This window comes from Streptomyces graminilatus, from assembly GCF_001418565.1.
Classification (GTDB): Bacteria; Actinomycetota; Actinomycetes; order Streptomycetales; family Streptomycetaceae; genus Streptomyces; species Streptomyces graminilatus.
Genome location: NZ_LIQQ01000021.1, coordinates 1 through 15,042, shown reverse-complemented (window position 1 = coordinate 15,042; position 15,042 = coordinate 1). Strand labels below are relative to the sequence as shown.

General features: G+C 71.9%; 12 protein-coding genes. 9 read left to right on the top strand and 3 right to left on the bottom strand.

Annotated features, from left to right (window positions below):
- The 5 genes from AOK08_RS02465 to AOK08_RS02445 all read left to right on the top strand — a co-directional run.
- The coding region (locus AOK08_RS02465; RefSeq protein ID WP_198539082.1) for a 2-oxo acid dehydrogenase subunit E2 at positions 1-844 on the top strand (844 nt) is incomplete at its 5' end.
- A gap of 248 nt (positions 845-1,092) precedes the next feature.
- Positions 1,093-1,716 carry a GntR family transcriptional regulator gene (locus AOK08_RS02460; protein WP_055523165.1) on the top strand — a complete coding sequence of 208 codons (624 nt, stop codon included), beginning with the start codon at positions 1,093-1,095 and terminating at the stop codon, positions 1,714-1,716.
- 314 nt (positions 1,717-2,030) lie between these two features.
- Complete coding sequence (aceE, locus tag AOK08_RS02455) at positions 2,031-4,742, top strand: pyruvate dehydrogenase (acetyl-transferring), homodimeric type (RefSeq protein WP_055523164.1); 2,712 nt, start codon at positions 2,031-2,033, stop codon at positions 4,740-4,742.
- 112 nt (positions 4,743-4,854) lie between these two features.
- A complete protein-coding gene (locus tag AOK08_RS02450) occupies positions 4,855-5,841 on the top strand; it encodes a helix-turn-helix transcriptional regulator (protein ID WP_055523162.1) in 987 nt (328 codons plus the stop codon).
- A gap of 56 nt (positions 5,842-5,897) precedes the next feature.
- Positions 5,898-6,422 (top strand): DUF4240 domain-containing protein, encoded by a 525-nt coding sequence (locus AOK08_RS02445; protein WP_055523160.1) that lies wholly within the window; start codon positions 5,898-5,900, stop codon positions 6,420-6,422.
- A gap of 142 nt (positions 6,423-6,564) precedes the next feature.
- Here AOK08_RS02445 and AOK08_RS02440 read toward each other — a convergent pair whose 3' ends face one another.
- Positions 6,565-7,377 (bottom strand): peptidoglycan recognition protein family protein, encoded by an 813-nt coding sequence (locus AOK08_RS02440; protein WP_079053776.1) that lies wholly within the window; start codon positions 7,375-7,377, stop codon positions 6,565-6,567.
- A gap of 235 nt (positions 7,378-7,612) precedes the next feature.
- Between AOK08_RS02440 and AOK08_RS02435 the strand changes: the two genes are divergently transcribed.
- The gene (locus tag AOK08_RS02435; RefSeq protein WP_055523158.1) at positions 7,613-8,797 is read left to right on the top strand and encodes a MarP family serine protease; all 1,185 of its coding nucleotides are present in this window, start codon (positions 7,613-7,615) and stop codon (positions 8,795-8,797) included.
- An 8-nt stretch (positions 8,798-8,805) separates the two neighbouring features.
- Here the strand turns inward: AOK08_RS02435 and AOK08_RS02430 are convergent, their stop codons facing one another.
- Positions 8,806-9,282 carry a GNAT family N-acetyltransferase gene (locus tag AOK08_RS02430; protein ID WP_422125716.1) on the bottom strand — a complete coding sequence of 159 codons (477 nt, stop codon included), beginning with the start codon at positions 9,280-9,282 and terminating at the stop codon, positions 8,806-8,808.
- Positions 9,283-9,505: 223 nt separating this feature from the next.
- Here AOK08_RS02430 and AOK08_RS02425 point away from each other — a divergent pair, with 223 nt between their 5' ends.
- Positions 9,506-10,405, top strand: coding sequence for a TIGR01777 family oxidoreductase (locus tag AOK08_RS02425; RefSeq protein WP_198539081.1), 900 nt, complete (start codon positions 9,506-9,508; stop codon positions 10,403-10,405).
- Positions 10,406-10,622: 217 nt separating this feature from the next.
- Positions 10,623-12,071 (top strand): NAD(P)/FAD-dependent oxidoreductase, encoded by a 1,449-nt coding sequence (locus AOK08_RS02420; RefSeq protein ID WP_055523156.1) that lies wholly within the window; start codon positions 10,623-10,625, stop codon positions 12,069-12,071.
- A 280-nt stretch (positions 12,072-12,351) separates the two neighbouring features.
- On the opposite strand, the gene AOK08_RS02415 is transcribed toward AOK08_RS02420, so the two are convergent.
- The gene (locus AOK08_RS02415; protein WP_055523154.1) at positions 12,352-13,791 is read right to left on the bottom strand and encodes an NsdA family TPR-like regulatory protein; all 1,440 of its coding nucleotides are present in this window, start codon (positions 13,789-13,791) and stop codon (positions 12,352-12,354) included.
- Between the two features lie 285 nt (positions 13,792-14,076).
- Between AOK08_RS02415 and lipB the strand changes: the two genes are divergently transcribed.
- Positions 14,077-14,871 (top strand): lipoyl(octanoyl) transferase LipB, encoded by a 795-nt coding sequence (lipB, locus tag AOK08_RS02410; RefSeq protein ID WP_055523152.1) that lies wholly within the window; start codon positions 14,077-14,079, stop codon positions 14,869-14,871.
- The last annotated feature ends 171 nt before the right edge of the window (positions 14,872-15,042 follow it).

Genomic DNA, 15,042 nt, shown 5'->3' with positions numbered 1-15,042 from the left:
CCTGGCCGCCGCCGAGGCCGCGAAGGCCGCCGCGGCTGCTCCGGCGCCCGCCGCCGCTGCCGCCCCGGCTGCCGCTCCGGCCGCCTCCGCCGCGCGCAAGACCCCCGTCCTGGAGGTCTCGCCGCTGCGTGGCCAGACGGTCAAGATGACCCGCATCCGCAAGGTCATCGGCGACAACATGGTCAAGGCGCTGCGCGACCAGGCGCAGCTGTCCTCGGTCGTCGAGGTCGACATCACCCGCCTGATGAAGCTCCGCGCGCAGGCGAAGGACTCCTTCGCGGCCCGTGAGGGCGTCAAGCTCTCCCCGATGCCGTTCTTCGTGAAGGCGGCGGCCCAGGCACTGAAGGCCTACCCGGTCATCAACGCCCGGATCAACGAGGCCGAGGGCACGATCACCTACTTCGACTCCGAGAACATCGGTATCGCGGTGGACTCCGAGAAGGGCCTGATGACCCCGGTCATCAAGCACGCGGGCGACCTCAACATCGCCGGTATCTCCAAGGCGACGGCCGAGCTCGCGGGCAAGGTCAGGGCCAACAAGATCACCCCGGACGAGCTGTCCGGCGCGACCTTCACCATCTCCAACACGGGCTCGCGCGGCGCGCTCTTCGACACGATCATCGTGCCGCCGAACCAGGTCGCGATCCTGGGCATCGGCGCGACGGTCAAGCGCCCGGCGGTCATCGAGACGGAGGAGGGCACGGTCATCGGCGTACGCGACATGACGTACCTGACCCTGTCCTACGACCACCGTCTGGTCGACGGCGCCGACGCGGCCCGTTACCTGACGGCCGTCAAGGCGATCCTCGAGGCCGGCGAGTTCGAGGTCGAGCTCGGCCTGTAAGCAGCCGTCGGCCCCTGGGCCGCAGGTGTGCAAGTGTCGGTGCCCCGTCCGGAGTTCTCCGGGCGGGGCACCGTCGTACGTACGGCGTACCGGCTCCGCAGGCGCTGCGGCGGGAGCCCTGTCCGGTCTGTAACGCTCGTCTCACGTTCTGCCGCACCCCCGCCCGGAACCCCTCTGGGCAGGTAAGCGGCCGTATTGTCTATAGGTCAGCGCCCCTGGGGCCGAAGCCCCCCTCTCAAGGAGCCCTCATGACCGCGCCCGTCGTCCACTCGCTGCGCGAGCAGATCCGCGAGCACATCGTGGAGGGGATCGTCAGCGGGCGCTGGAAGCCGGGCGAGCGGATCGTCGAGCGCCGGATCGCGACGGAGCTGGAGGTCAGCCAGACCCCCGTACGGGAGGCGCTGCGCGAGCTGGAGTCGCTGCGGCTGATCGAGTCGGCCCCCAACAAGGGCGTACGCGTACGGAATCTGACGGCCGCCGATCTGGAGGAGAGCTACCCCGTCCGGGCCGGTCTGGAGGCCATCGCGGCGGAGCTGGCGGCGGAGCGGCTGGCGGACGACTGCTCGGCCCTGGAACCGCACGTCGCCGCCCTCTACGACGCCGACCGCGCCTCCGACGGAACCGGCCAGGTCAGGCACACGGTCGGGTTCCACCGCGAGCTGGTGCGCGCGGCCGGGAACTCGGTGCTGCTGCACACCTGGGAGGGGCTCGGCATCGAGGTGTTCACGGCCCTGTCGATCCGCTGGCTCGGGACGGTCCAGCAGTCGTACGCGGAGGAGCACGAGGAACTGGTCGCCGCGTTCCGCCGCCGGGATCCCCGGATCGCCGACCTGGTGAAGGCCCACGTACTGGGCTGCGCCCCGCGCCCCTGACGCAGGTCACCTGGCACATCCGAGCCGGTCCGGCACAAGCGAGCCTTTAGCCGCTCACCTGCGGAAACGCGAAAAAACGCGGCACCGCGTGCCCGCCCGAAAGGCACCCCGTGCCTACTTTCTCTCAATCGAGAGGTTTTGCCCTTCAACCCTTTGATCGATCATCGATCAGCGAGTTAGAGTCGCCGACGGGTCCGAGGGCGGAGCCACAGACCGGCGCCGCCACGGACCCACAGCCCTGTCCTGCCAAAGACCAAGGGCACCCCGAACCCTTACCGACGAGGGAACCCCCTTCGACTGAGGAAGGCGGCGACATGACCGACCCCCAGGCCATCCAGCCGAGCGAGCTCGACCAGCTCTTCGACCGCGACCCCGAGGAGACCGCCGAATGGCAGGCCTCCCTGGACGCGGTCACCAAGGCGGCCGGGCCGCACCGTGCCGCGTATCTGATGCGCCGCACACTGGAGCGCGCCGAGGGCAACGGCATCTCGCTGCCCAAGCTCCTGGAGACGGACTACGTCAACACCATCCCCACGGCCGCCGAGCCCGTGGTGGACGGCGACGAGGCGATGGAACACCGGATCGCCGCCTGGAACCGCTGGAACGCGGCGGCCATGGTGACGCGGGGCAGCAAGTACGGCGTCGGCGGCCACATCGCCACCTTCGCCTCTGCCGCCTGGCTGTACGAGACCGGCTTCAACCACTTCTTCAAGGGCAAGGAGTCGCAGGAGGCCCCCGGCTCCGGTGACCAGCTCTACATCCAGGGCCACGCCTCTCCCGGCATCTACGCCCGCGCCTTCCTCGACGGCCGGCTGAACGAGGGCCACCTCGACAACTTCCGCCGCGAGTCGGGCGGCAACGGCATCCCGTCGTACCCGCACCCGCGCCGGCTGCCCTGGCTGTGGGAGTTCCCGACGGTGTCGATGGGCCTCGGCCCGCTGTCGGCGATCTACCAGGCCCGCTTCAACCGCTACCTCACCAACCGCAACATCAAGGACGTCTCGGCGTCCCACGTGTGGGCGTTCCTCGGTGACGGCGAGATGGACGAGCCCGAGTCGACGGCGGCACTCGCGCTCGCCTCCCGCGAGGGCCTGGACAACCTGACCTTCGTCATCAACTGCAACCTCCAGCGGCTCGACGGGCCGGTCCGCGCGAACTTCAAGATCGTGCAGGAGCTGGAGGCGCAGTTCCGGGGCGCGGGCTGGAACGTCGTCAAGACCCTCTGGGGCACGGCCTGGGACGAGCTGTTCCAGCTCGACACGACGGGCGCGCTCGTACGCCGTCTGCGCGAGGTGCCGGACGCTCAGGTGCAGACGTACCAGACGCGTGACGCCGCCTACATCCGCGCCGACTTCTTCGGCAAGGACCCGGCGCTCGCCGAGATGGCGAAGCTGCTGAGCGACGACAAGATCATCGAGTGTTTCCACCTCTCGCGCGGTGGTCACGAGTCGCGCAAGGTGTACGCGGCCTACAAGGCGGCGCTCGCGCACAAGGGCGCGCCGACGGTGATCCTGGCCCAGACGGTCAAGGGCTTCACCCTGGGCGAGGGCTTCGCGTCGAAGAACGCCAACCACCAGATGAAGAAGCTGAGCACGGACGAGTTCAAGCAGATGCGTGACCTGCTCGAACTCCCCATCTCCGACGCGCAGTTCGTGGACGGCGTGGTCCCCTACGGCCACCCGGGCGCCGACTCCCCCGAGGTCCGCTACCTCCAGGAGCGCCGCGCGGCCCTGGGCGGCCCGGCCCCGGCCCGCCGCACACAGCCGCTGCCCGCACTCCCCGCCCCCGCCGACAAGACGTTCACGTCGTTCGACAAGGGCTCGGGCTCGCAGAACATCGCCACGACGATGGCCTTCGTACGACTGGTCAAGGACCTGGTCCGCGACAAGGAGACGGGCAAGCGCTGGGTGCCGATCGTGCCCGACGAGGCCCGCACCTTCGGCATGGAATCCCTCTTCCCCTCCCTCGGGATCTACTCCCCCAAGGGCCAGACGTACGAGCCGGTCGACCGCGACCAGCTCATGTACTACAAGGAGGCCAAGGACGGCCAGATCCTCAACGAGGGGATCACCGAGGCCGGTTCCATGGCGGACTTCATCGCCGCGTCCACGTCGTACTCGACGCACGGCGAAGCGATGATCCCGTTCTACATCTTCTACTCGATGTTCGGCTGGCAGCGCACGGCCGACCAGATGTGGCAGCTCGGCGACCAGCTCGGCCGCGGCTTCCTGGTCGGCGCGACGGCGGGCCGTACGACGCTGACGGGCGAGGGCCTCCAGCACGCGGACGGCCACTCCCCGGTGATCGCCGCGACGAACCCGGCCGCGCTCTCGTACGACCCGGCGTTCGCGTACGAGGTGGCGGTGATCGTCAAGGACGGTCTGCGCCGTATGTACGGCGAAGCTGCGCCCGGCGAGGACCCGAACGTCTTCTACTACCTGACGGTGTACAACGAGCCGATCCCCCAGCCGGCGAAGCCGTCGGCGGCCGGGATCGACGAGGGCATCGTCAAGGGCCTGTACCGCTTCAACACGGCGGAGTCGGCGGGCCTGTCCCCGGCCGCGAACGCCCCGCGCATCCAGCTCCTCGGCTCCGGTACGGCGATCCACTGGACGCTTGAGGCGCAGCGACTGCTCGCCGAGGAGTGGGGCGTGGCCGCCGACGTGTGGTCGGCGACGTCCTGGACGGAACTGCGCCGTGACGCGCTCGACGCCGACGCGGCACTCCTCCGCGGCGAGGAGCGGGTGCCGTACGTCCGCCAGGCGCTCCAGGGTGCCGAGGGCCCGGTGCTGGCGGTGTCGGACTACATGCGTCAGGTCCCCGACCAGATCGCGCAGTGGGTCGAGCAGGACTACTCGTCGCTCGGCGCGGACGGCTTCGGCCTGTCGGACACGAGGGACGCCGCGCGCCGGTACTTCGGGGTCGACGCGCAGTCGATCGTCGTGGCGGCGCTGGCGCAGTTGGCGCGGCGGGGCGAGGTAAAGGCCACGTCGGTGAAGGAAGCACGGGAGCGGTACGGCCTGTAAGGGTTTCACCCCACCCACCCGTTTCCAGCCCGAATGCCGGGTGCTGTCGAATCTCTCGACGGCACCCGGCATTCGGGCATTCCGGGAAGGTCCGCATGCGCATCATGAACCCATGCGTGCTGCCCGTCTCATCAAAATGGTGCTGCTGCTTCAGGGGCGGCCCTCCATGACCGCCGGCGAGCTGGCCCGGGAGCTGGAGGTGTCCGAGCGGACCGTCACCCGGGACGCGCAGGCCCTGTCCGAGGCGGGTGTGCCCGTGTACGCCGACCGGGGGCGGGCCGGTGGATACCGGCTGGTCGGCGGGTACCGGACCCGGCTCACCGGACTGGCGCGTGGCGAGGCCGAGGCGTTGTTCCTCAGTGGAGTGCCCGGTGCCCTGCGCGAGATGGGGCTTGAGGACAACGCCTCGGCGGCCCGTCTCAAGGTGTCCGCCGCGCTGATGCCCTCTCTCCGCGACGCCCCTCGGACAGCCGCCCAGCGTTTTCATCTGGACGCGCCCGCCTGGTTCAGTGAGCCCCCGACACCCGAGGCGCTGACCGTCGTCGCGGAGGCCGTGTGGGACGACCGGCCCGCCGTGGCCCTTTACCTGCGCGGGGACACCCAGGTGGAGCGCACCCTGGAGCCGTACGGGCTCGTCCTCAAAGCGGGTGTCTGGTACCTGTGCGCCCGGGTGCCGGAACCCTCCGGCGGTTCCGGGCCCTTCCGGGTGTACCGGGTCGACCGGTTCACCTCCGTGCGGATCCTGGACGAACACTTCGTCAGGGACGACGCCTTCGATCTGCCCGCCTTCTGGGAGGAGCGGGCCGAGCAGTTCGCGCGGTCGATCCTGCGGGCCGAGGTCGTCGTACGGCTTTCGGCGGATGGGGTGCGCAGGCTGCCGTACGCCGTCGATCCCGTGTCCGCGCGGGACGCGCTGTCGGCCGGCGGTGAGCCCGACGAGCGGGGCCGGGTCACCGTGACGCTCGCCGTGGAGTCGGCGGAGGTCGCCCATACGCAGCTCGCGGCGCTCGGGCCGGAGGCGGAGGTGCTGGCGCCGCCGGAACTGCGGGAACGGTTCGCGCGGGACGCGCGGCGGCTGGCGGCCCTGTACACCCCATAACATTCCGCGTATCCCCACGTGCGTCCCGCACCTCCAGGCACGATGCTGGACCCGTGATGGACGAGACGGAGTTCTGGAAGCTCGTGGACGCGACCCGCGAGGCCGCCGAAGGAGACCCCGAGGACCAGGCCGACCTGCTGGTCGACCGGTTGCTCCAGCTCGACCCCGACTCGGTGCTCGACTTCGCCCGGCATTTCGAGGCCCGCTACAACCGGGCCTACCGCTGGGATCTGTGGGGCGCCGCCCAAGTACTGCTCGACGGTGCCGAGGACGACGCCTTCGACTTCTTCCGGTGCTGGCTGATCGGCCAGGGCCGCGACGTCTTCGAGGGCGCCCTGCACGGCGACCCCGACTCGCTCGCCGATCTCCTGGACGACTTCGACCCGGAGATCGACGGGGACGGCGAGGAGTTGGGCTACGCGGCCGACGAGGCGTACGAGCAGCTCACCGGTACCGTCGCCCCGGATCTGGGGATCCCGCCCGCGCCCGCCGAGCCCGAGGGGACGCCCATCGCCCTGGCGGACGAAGGGGCGCTCGCCGACCGGTATCCCAAGCTCTGGCAGCGGTTCAAGGGGGCCTGAGCGCTTGAGCGCTTGAGCGCTTGAGCGCTTGAGCGGTCAGGCTCTTGAGCGCTTGGCAGGCAGTCTCCGTCAGCCCGTTCCGTTCCGTTCCGTTCCGTTCCGTCCTGTCCCGTCCCGCCCCTCTCCGCGCGGCCCCTTCGGCTCAGCGGCGGCCCTGGAGCCGTGCCGCTGCCTCTCTGATCGCCGGGAGGCGGGCCGTGAGCGCGGCGCCCGGGCAGCTCGTCATGTAACCGGCGTTGTGGCCCGCCAGGGCGGGCAGGGTGACGGTCGTGCCGGACCTGAAGCGGCTGAGGGAGTTGCTGGAGACCAGGCGGGCGGTGCCGCGCGGGTCGGTGTCCGAGAGGCCGAGTTTCCAGGCGGCGAGGGCGGCGATCGCGTCGGTCATGGCCTGCGGCACCGGCACTCCCGCGGTGAAGGTGCCCAGGGCGGCGATACCGGCGGTGCGATGGTTGAAGCCCTGGGTGTGGGCGCCGGTGACGGGTCGGTCGACGCCTCCCTTTCGGCCCTCGTAGATCGTGCCGCAGCGGTCGACGACGAAGTTGTAGCCGATGTCGTCCCAGTCGCGGGAGCCGACCTGGCCGGCGTACAGATAGCGGAGGATGCGGGGCGCGTCGGCGCAGTCGTAGCCGTTGGGCGAGTCGGTGTGGTGGATGAACACGGCGACGACCCGGTCGTCGTAGCGGGGCGGCGGCTGGCTCATCTCGGCGTCCGCGATCCAGGCCGTACGGGGCACGATGCGCGGCTTGGCCGCCGGGTGGGTGACGGCCACCGGGCGGTGCGCGACGGGGTGTGCCCGGCGGCGTACGGGCGTGCGGTCGGGGCCGCCCACGCACAGGACCAGAGTGACGGCGACGGCGGTCGCGGCCAGGCAGGCGAGCGCCACGCGGGCGGCGACCGGCACACGGCGGCGGACACGCGAGTCGATCTCGGACTCCCTGGACCCCTTGGATCCCATGGGCCCCACTGTGGTCCGGTTCCGTTCAGTCCGCGATGTGTGGTGTGCCACTTGGCGGAACCAACGTCCCGTCCCGGGGCGTTTTCACAGGCACAGACGCCTGTCGCGCACAGGTGCCTGATCGGCGACTGACCGGGGACTGATCACCGGGCCCGTCCCGCGCGTACTACCGCATGCGAGTGCGTGTACGTGCGTGTACGGGGGACCAAGAGGTCCAGGAGAAAGGCGGCCGGGAGTGGACCTGCTCGACATCCTGCTGTTGCTGGTGATCGTCGGCTATGCGGCGTCCGGTTACCGGCGTGGGCTGGTGGCGGGCTGTGTCTCTCTGGCCGGGTTCGTGGGCGGCGCGGCCATCGGGGTGTGGGTGCTGCCGTGGATCATGGAGCTGGTGACGGCGGGCACGCCCGGGGCGACGGTGACCGCCGTGCTCACGGTGCTGGTGCCGGCCGTGGCGGGTCACGAGGTGATGGGCAGGTTCGCGGTGCGGTTGCGCCGCGAGCTGGACCGGGGGCCGCTGCGGGTGGCCGACGGGTTCGGCGGGGCGGTGGCCAACGCGATCGCCGTGCTGGTGGTGGCCTGGGTGGCCGCGAGCGTCCTGGGCGCCTCGTCCTCGCCGGTGGTCACGACGGCGATCCGGGACTCGGCGCTGCTGGGCGCGGTGCAGAACGCGATGCCGGAGACCACCCCGACCTGGTTCTCCCGGGCCACGTCGGCGCTCACCCAGGCGGGCTTCCCGCAGGTCTTCAACCCCTTCGAGAACGAGCCGGCGACAAGCGTCGCCAAGCCCACCGGGGACAGTGTCACGGCGAGCGCGACGAACGCGGCCAAGCTGAGCACGGTCAAGATCGAGGGCGTGGCGGGCAACCAGGGCCGCGAGGGCAGCGGTTTCGTGTACGCGCCCCGGCATGTGATGACCAACGCCCATGTGGTGGCGGGCATCGACAACCCGACCGTGCGGATCGGCGGGGTCGGGACGGCGTACGAGGCCAGGGTCGTCTTCTTCGACCCCGAGAGGGACGTGGCCGTGCTGTACGTGCCCGATCTGCGCGCCCCCGTGCTGCGGTTCGACACCAGTGCGAAGCGGGGCGACTCGGCGGTGGTCGCGGGCTATCCGCAGGACGGCGACCTGAATCTGCAGGCCGCCACGGTCGCCGACAAGGTGCGGGCGAGGGGCCAGAACATCTACAACAGCGAGATGGTGACCCGCGAGATCTACTCGATCCGCTCGACCGTCCGCCCCGGCAACTCCGGCGGCCCGCTCCTCACCACCGACGGCAAGGTGTTCGGCGTGGTCTTCGCCCGCTCCACGTCCGACGACGAGACGGGTTACGTCCTTACGGTGGACGAGGTCTCCGCCGACGCCCGACGCGCGGCGACCTCGACGGCCGCCGTGGACACGGGCGACCTGGTCACGACCTGAGCGCAGGGCTACAGGGTGCGGCCCATGAGTACGTCGTCCACGTACTCCCCGTCCAGCAGGAACTCCCCGGGCTGGACGCCCTCGACGACGAAGCCCTCCGCCTCGTACAGCCTGCGGGCCGGGGTGTTGTGCCCGAGGACGCGCAGCGACAGGCGCAGCGCTCCCCGGCGGCGGGCCTCTTCCACGGCGGCCCGGATCAGCAGCCGCCCGACACCCGTGCCGCGCGCCTCGGTGGCGACGGCGAGCCCCTGTATCTGCCGGACGTGCGCGTTCGACGCGAGCGGGGTGGGGCGGGCGAGCTTGACGTAGCCCAGGATCCGGCCGTCCCCGGTCACGGCGAGCAGGTGGTCGCCCGGTTCGGAGTTCTCGGTGAAGAACGGCTGGTACGGCGGTCTGGCCCGGGGTGTGACGGCGTGCAGGGTGGACCAGGTGGCGCGGTCGAGTCCGCCGAGCGTCTCGTCGTCCTCGGGCAGGGCGAGGCGCACGAACGGCTCATGACCGGCAGCGGGATCCTGGTCCACATCCACATCCACGTCCACATCCACGTCCCCGTGTCCGTGTCCGTCCCCGTGTCCGTCGTACGACTGCGGTGGGTCGTACGGCTGTTGTGGTCGGTGCGGCTCGAACGGCATGGGGATCACTCTAGAACGGGGGTATGACAACAGGCCCTGGCCCGGTCCGGTGGCGCAGGATGGGGGCATGGGGAGCATGGAGCGTTCGCGAATCGCGGTGGCCGGTGCGTCCGGTCTCATCGGTACGGCCCTGGTGCGGTCCCTGACCGCCGACGGGCACGAGGTGCGCCGTCTGGTACGGCATGCGCCCCGGAGCAAGGACGAGGTCCGGTGGGACCCCGAAGGAGGGACGGTCGACACGGCGGGGCTCGTGGGCTGTGCCGCCGTGGTGAACCTGGCCGGGGCCGGGATCGGGGACCGGCGCTGGACGGACTCGTACAAGCGGACGATCCGCGACAGCCGGGTGCTGGGCACGCGGACGCTCGCCGAGACCGTCGCCTCGCTGGACGAGCCGCCGAGGGTCTTCGTGAACGGCAGCGCGATGGGCTACTACGGAGAGACCGGCGACCGGGCCGTGGACGAGGACGCCCCCGCCGGGCACGGCTTCCTGCCCTCGGTGTGCGTGGAGTGGGAGGGGGCCGCGGGCGCCGCCGAGGAGGCGGGCGTACGGACGGTCTTCGTGCGCACCGGGCTGGTGGTGGCGCGTGGGGGCGGGGCCTGGGGAAAGCTGTTTCCGCTGTTCAGGGCGGGTCTGGGCGGACGGATGGGCGACGGCGGTCAGTACTGGTCGTTCATCGCGCTGCACGACGAGGTGGCGGCGATCCGGCATCTCATCGACACCGACGGGCTGTCCGGGGCGTTCAATCTGACGGCGCCGCAGCCGCGCACCAACGGGGAGATCACCGCCGCGATGGGCCGGGTGCTGCGTCGGCCGACGCTCTTCGCGGTGCCGGCACCGGTGCTGCGGGTGGTGCTGGGCGAGATGTCCGGGGACGTGCTCGGAAGCGCGCGGGTACTGCCCAAGCGGCTGCTGGAGTCCGGGTTCACGTTCGCGTTCCCGGAGATCGACGACGCGATCCGGGCGGCGCTCGCCTGACCCCTGTCCGCGCCCCTGACGGCACCCCGGACGACCGGGGGCGAGCGCATGCGACCGGTGTGCGACCGTGCCCTGTTCATGCGCGACTTCCGCATGCCGCCCGCCGCCCTACTCTCGATCCGAACTCGCTTATCCCGTACGCCTGTTGGGGTATCCCGTACGCCTGTGGAGGCATCGGCGCCCCGGCCGGCCGCGTCAGCGCGATCGAGGAGGGCACGTGCTTGAGCCCGCGTACCAGGCGGACGTCGTCATCGTGGGGGCCGGGGTCGCCGGACTCTCGGCGGCTCATCGGCTGACCAGCGCAGGAGTAACGACCGTGGTCCTGGAGGCCGCCCCTTACGTCGGCGGCCGGATGGCGACCGAGAAGGTCGACGGTTTCCGGCTCGACCGGATCGGACAGCTCCTGTCGACGTCGTACCCCGAACTGCGGCTGACCCCGGGCCTCGGCGACCTCGTCCTGCGACCCTTCGCACCGGGTGTCCTGGTGCACAGCGGTGGACGCCGCCATCGCGCGGGCACCCCCCTGGGGGGCGGAGGCGCACGGGGCGCACTCGGTGCTGTGCGCGCCCTGGCGAGCGCCCCGAGGCAGACGAGGACGGCCGGGGCTCCCCGGCTGAAGCCGTCGGCGGCGGCGCGCGGCGGCGCGGCGCAGCTCGGCGGGGCGGTGGGCGGGGCGGTCGGCGGCGCCGTCGACCAGGCCCGGCTGGGCACGGTCCTGAGCCGGCTCGCCGGGGTTCCCGTGCAGCGGCTGCTGACCCGCCCCGAGCTGCCGGCCGCCCACGCGCTGGCGGGCCGCGGCCTGCCCGCCCGTACGGTCGAGGGCTTCCTGCGCCCGCTGCTCGCCGCGCTGCTCTGCGACCCCGAGCTGACCACGTCGAGCCGGTGCGCGGATCTCACCCTGCGGGCGTTCGCGAACGGCCGGCTGTGCGTTCCGGAGGGCGGCGCGGAGACGCTGCCGGAGCTGCTCGCGCGGGCGCTGCCGCCCGGCACGGTGCACACCGGGGTGCGGGTCACGTCCATCGCCACGAACCTCGTGACCACCGCCGACCACGGCGAACTGCGCTGCCGTGCCGTCCTGGTGGCGACCGACGCGCGCGCCGCCGCCGGTCTGCTGCCCGGTCTGCGCGTACCCGGCTTCCACCCGGTGACCGTCGTCCACCACACGGCCGACGAGGCACCCGCGACCGGCGCGTTCCTGCTCCTGGACGCGGATCGCGGGGGCCCGGTGGCGCACACGGCGGTGGTGAGCCGCGTAGACCCGACGCGCTCCCCCGCAGGCCGCCCGCTGATCTCGTCGACGGTCCTGGGCACCCCTCCCCCGGATGTGGACACGGCCGTACGGGAGCACCTCGCCCGCCTCTACGGGGTGTCGACCGCGCGCTGGGAGACGCTGGCCGTGCACCACACCGCCGAGGCGGTGCCCGCGATGCGCCCGCCGCACGACCCGCGCCGCCCGGTACGGCTGCTGGCGGGGCTGTACGTGTGCGGCGACCACCGGGACACGAGCACCGTCCAGGGCGCCCTGCACTCCGGGCACCGGGCCGCGTCCGCGATCCTGACGGACCTGGGCGCGGGCCCGATGCACGTGGCGGAACCCCTGCGGACGAGGGCGACGCCGCCGACGACACCGACGGCGGAAGGGGCCGAAGCGGCCGAGGCCGCGTGAGCGACACCGGCTCACTCCCCGTACCCCAAAGGGGCGCGGAGAACCAAGGCCGCGTGAGCGACACCGGCTGACTCCCCGTACCCCAAAGGGGCGCGGGAAACCAAGGCCGCGTGAGCGACACCGGCTCACTCCCCGTACCCCAAAGGGGCGCGGGAAACCAAGGCCGCGTGAGCGACACCGGCTCACTCCTCGTGCCCCAAAGGGGCGCGGGGAACTGCGCGACCAGCCACGACGGCGCGGCAGCCGACCGACGACACCACCCGGCACCCCCCAGCGGCGGCTAGCCCAGCGCGGCGACCTTGTCGCGGTACCCCCTGACCGGTGCCGCGTCCTTGTAGGGCTCAAGGCGCCGCTCGAAGTCGCGTACGTATTCGAGCGCCCGCACCGAGCGCATCTCCGTCGCCGCGCCGGCCGCCTCCGCGCCCAGCAGGCAGGCCTGGTCGAGCTCGCCGAGGCCCAGCCGGGCCGAGGCGAGCACGACACGGCAGAAGAGCCTGCTGCGGGCGAAGGCGGGGGCGCGCAGTTGGAGCGAGCGTTCCGCGTGCTGGGCGGCGGCGCGGAACTGCTGGAGATCGCGGTGGCAGTGCCCGAACTCGTCGGCGAGCTGTGCCTCGTCGAAGAAGCGCGCCCAGTGCGGGACATCGTCGCCGGGCCGGGACGCTTCGAGGGCGCGTTCGGCCCGTACGAGGGAGGCGGTGCAGGCCCGGACCTCGCCCAGCACGCCGTGGGCACGTGCCTCGCAGGCGTGCAGCAGCGACTGGACGACGGGCGGCGCGCTGGTGCCGACGCCCTGCTGGGCCACCCGGGCAAGCTGCACGGCCTCCCGCCCGTGCCCGAGGTACACGGCCTGCCGGCTCATGGTGGCCAGCACGTACGAGCCGTACGCCCGGTCCGCCGCCGCCTGCGCCAGCCGCAGCGCCTGCACGAAGTAGCGCTGGGCGAGGCCGTGCGCGGCGATGTCGTACGACGTCCAGCCCGCGAGCCGGGTGAGGTCGGAGGCCGCCGCGAACAGGCGGCGGCCCGTCTGCTCGCCGTAGGTGCCGCGCAGCATGGGCTCGGCCTCGTGTTCGAGGTAGCGGACGAGGGCCTGCCGGGCGTGGCCGCCGCCGTAGGCGTCGTCGAGGGTGCGGAACAGCTCGCCGACCGAGCGGAGCGCGGCGATGTCGCCGCCGGTGACCTTCTGCCCGGGCCCGCGCTCGGCCTGCCCGCGCTGCCGGGGCACGCCGGGCCGCCCCTGCACGGGAACCCGTACTACGGGCTGGTCACCGCGTCCGACGCGGTCGTCGGGGCGCCCGATCAGCCAGTCCCGGCTGGGCACGACGAGCCCGGCCGGGGTGAAGGCGATCTTGCGCAGTTCGGCGTGGCTGCCGGAGTCCTTGCGCCACAGCCCGCTGACGATGTCGACGGCCTCCTCGGGGGTGGCCGCGAACTCCAGCCCCGCGTAGACGGGCGCGCAGGCGTCGAGCCCGAGGTCCTGGGCGGTGAGCCGTCGGCCGAGGCGCCGGGTGAACACCTCGGCGATGAGGGCGGGGGTGGTGCCGCGCGGCTGCTGCCCGCGCAGCCAGCGGGTCACCGACGTCTTGTCGTATCTCAGGTCCAGACCGTGTTCGAGACCGAGCTGGTCGACCCGGCGGGCCAGACCAGCGTTGGAGAATCCCGCTTCTGCGATGAGCGCGGCGAGCTGTCGATTGGGCGTGCGCTGCGCGGGTCGTTCCGTCATCTGCGGTGCGGTCTCCTGCCTTCGGGCCCTCGGATGTGCCCGGATTGCTGGTGAGCAGCCCTATTCGGCCTGGTGAACGGCGCGAATGTAGCGGAGAGTAAGCAGGCGATCGCACATTCCGCCGTACATTCATCCGATCGTGTGAGAATCAGGCGTCGGACTGACGGGGATCGACCGGACGTACAGTGGCTTGGGCGCGTTACGTGCCTGACGCACAGTGGCCGAGGACGCCACTGAAAGAGCCTGGGAGGCGCCCCCGTGAGTGGTGAGTTGCGGTTCGTCCGAATGGGCTTCGGTGCGGACGGCGCCGACGGCGTCGAGTACGTGGACTACCAGGCCGCCTGGGACGAGCAGCGCCGGGTGCACGCGGCCCGTTTCGCGGACGAGATCCCCGACACCTGCCTGCTCCTCGAACACCACCCGGTCTACACGGCCGGCCGGCGCACCGACCCCAGCGAGCGGCCCCTCGACGGCACTCCGGTCATCGACGTGGACCGGGGCGGCAAGATCACCTGGCACGGTCCGGGCCAGTTGGTCGGCTACCCCATCCAGAAACTCCCGCGTCCGGTGGACGTGGTGGCGCATGTACGGCGGCTGGAGGACGCGCTGATCCGTACGTGCGCCGAGTTCGGGGTGGAGACCTCGCGGGTGGAGGGGCGCAGTGGGGTGTGGGTGCTGGGCGATCCGGTCGAGCGGCGGGCCGCTGGGCTCGGGGGCCTCTCGCTGGACCTCGATCCCCGGTTGCACGACGACGAGTTCGATCCCCGGCTGAACGGGCCCGAGTACGCGCCGTCGAACGCCGGGCAGCGCCGCGAGGACCGGAAGCTGGCGGCGATCGGGATCCGGGTGGCGAAGGGCGTCACGATGCACGGCTTCTCGCTGAACGTGAACCCGGACAACGTGTGGTTCGACCGGATCATCCCGTGCGGGATCCGGGATGCGGGGGTCACTTCGCTCGCGAACGAGGTGGGGCGGGATGTGACGGTGGGGGAGGTGCTGCCGGTGGTGGAGCGGCATCTGCGGGATGTGATGGAGCGGGCGGAGCTGCGGGCGCGGGTGGTGGAGGGGGCTGCGGTGTAGGGCTTTCCCCTCGGCCCCGGCGCCCTTACCCGTCCCGTCCCTCGGGGGGGCCGCCCCCGAGGGACGGGAACGGGAAAGGGCGGCGGGGGCGAAGAAATCTCGGGCCCGGGAATGCACCCCAGGTCTCAAAGGTTGCCCGTCTCGCAGGGCGGGAACCGCACGGGCGTACCC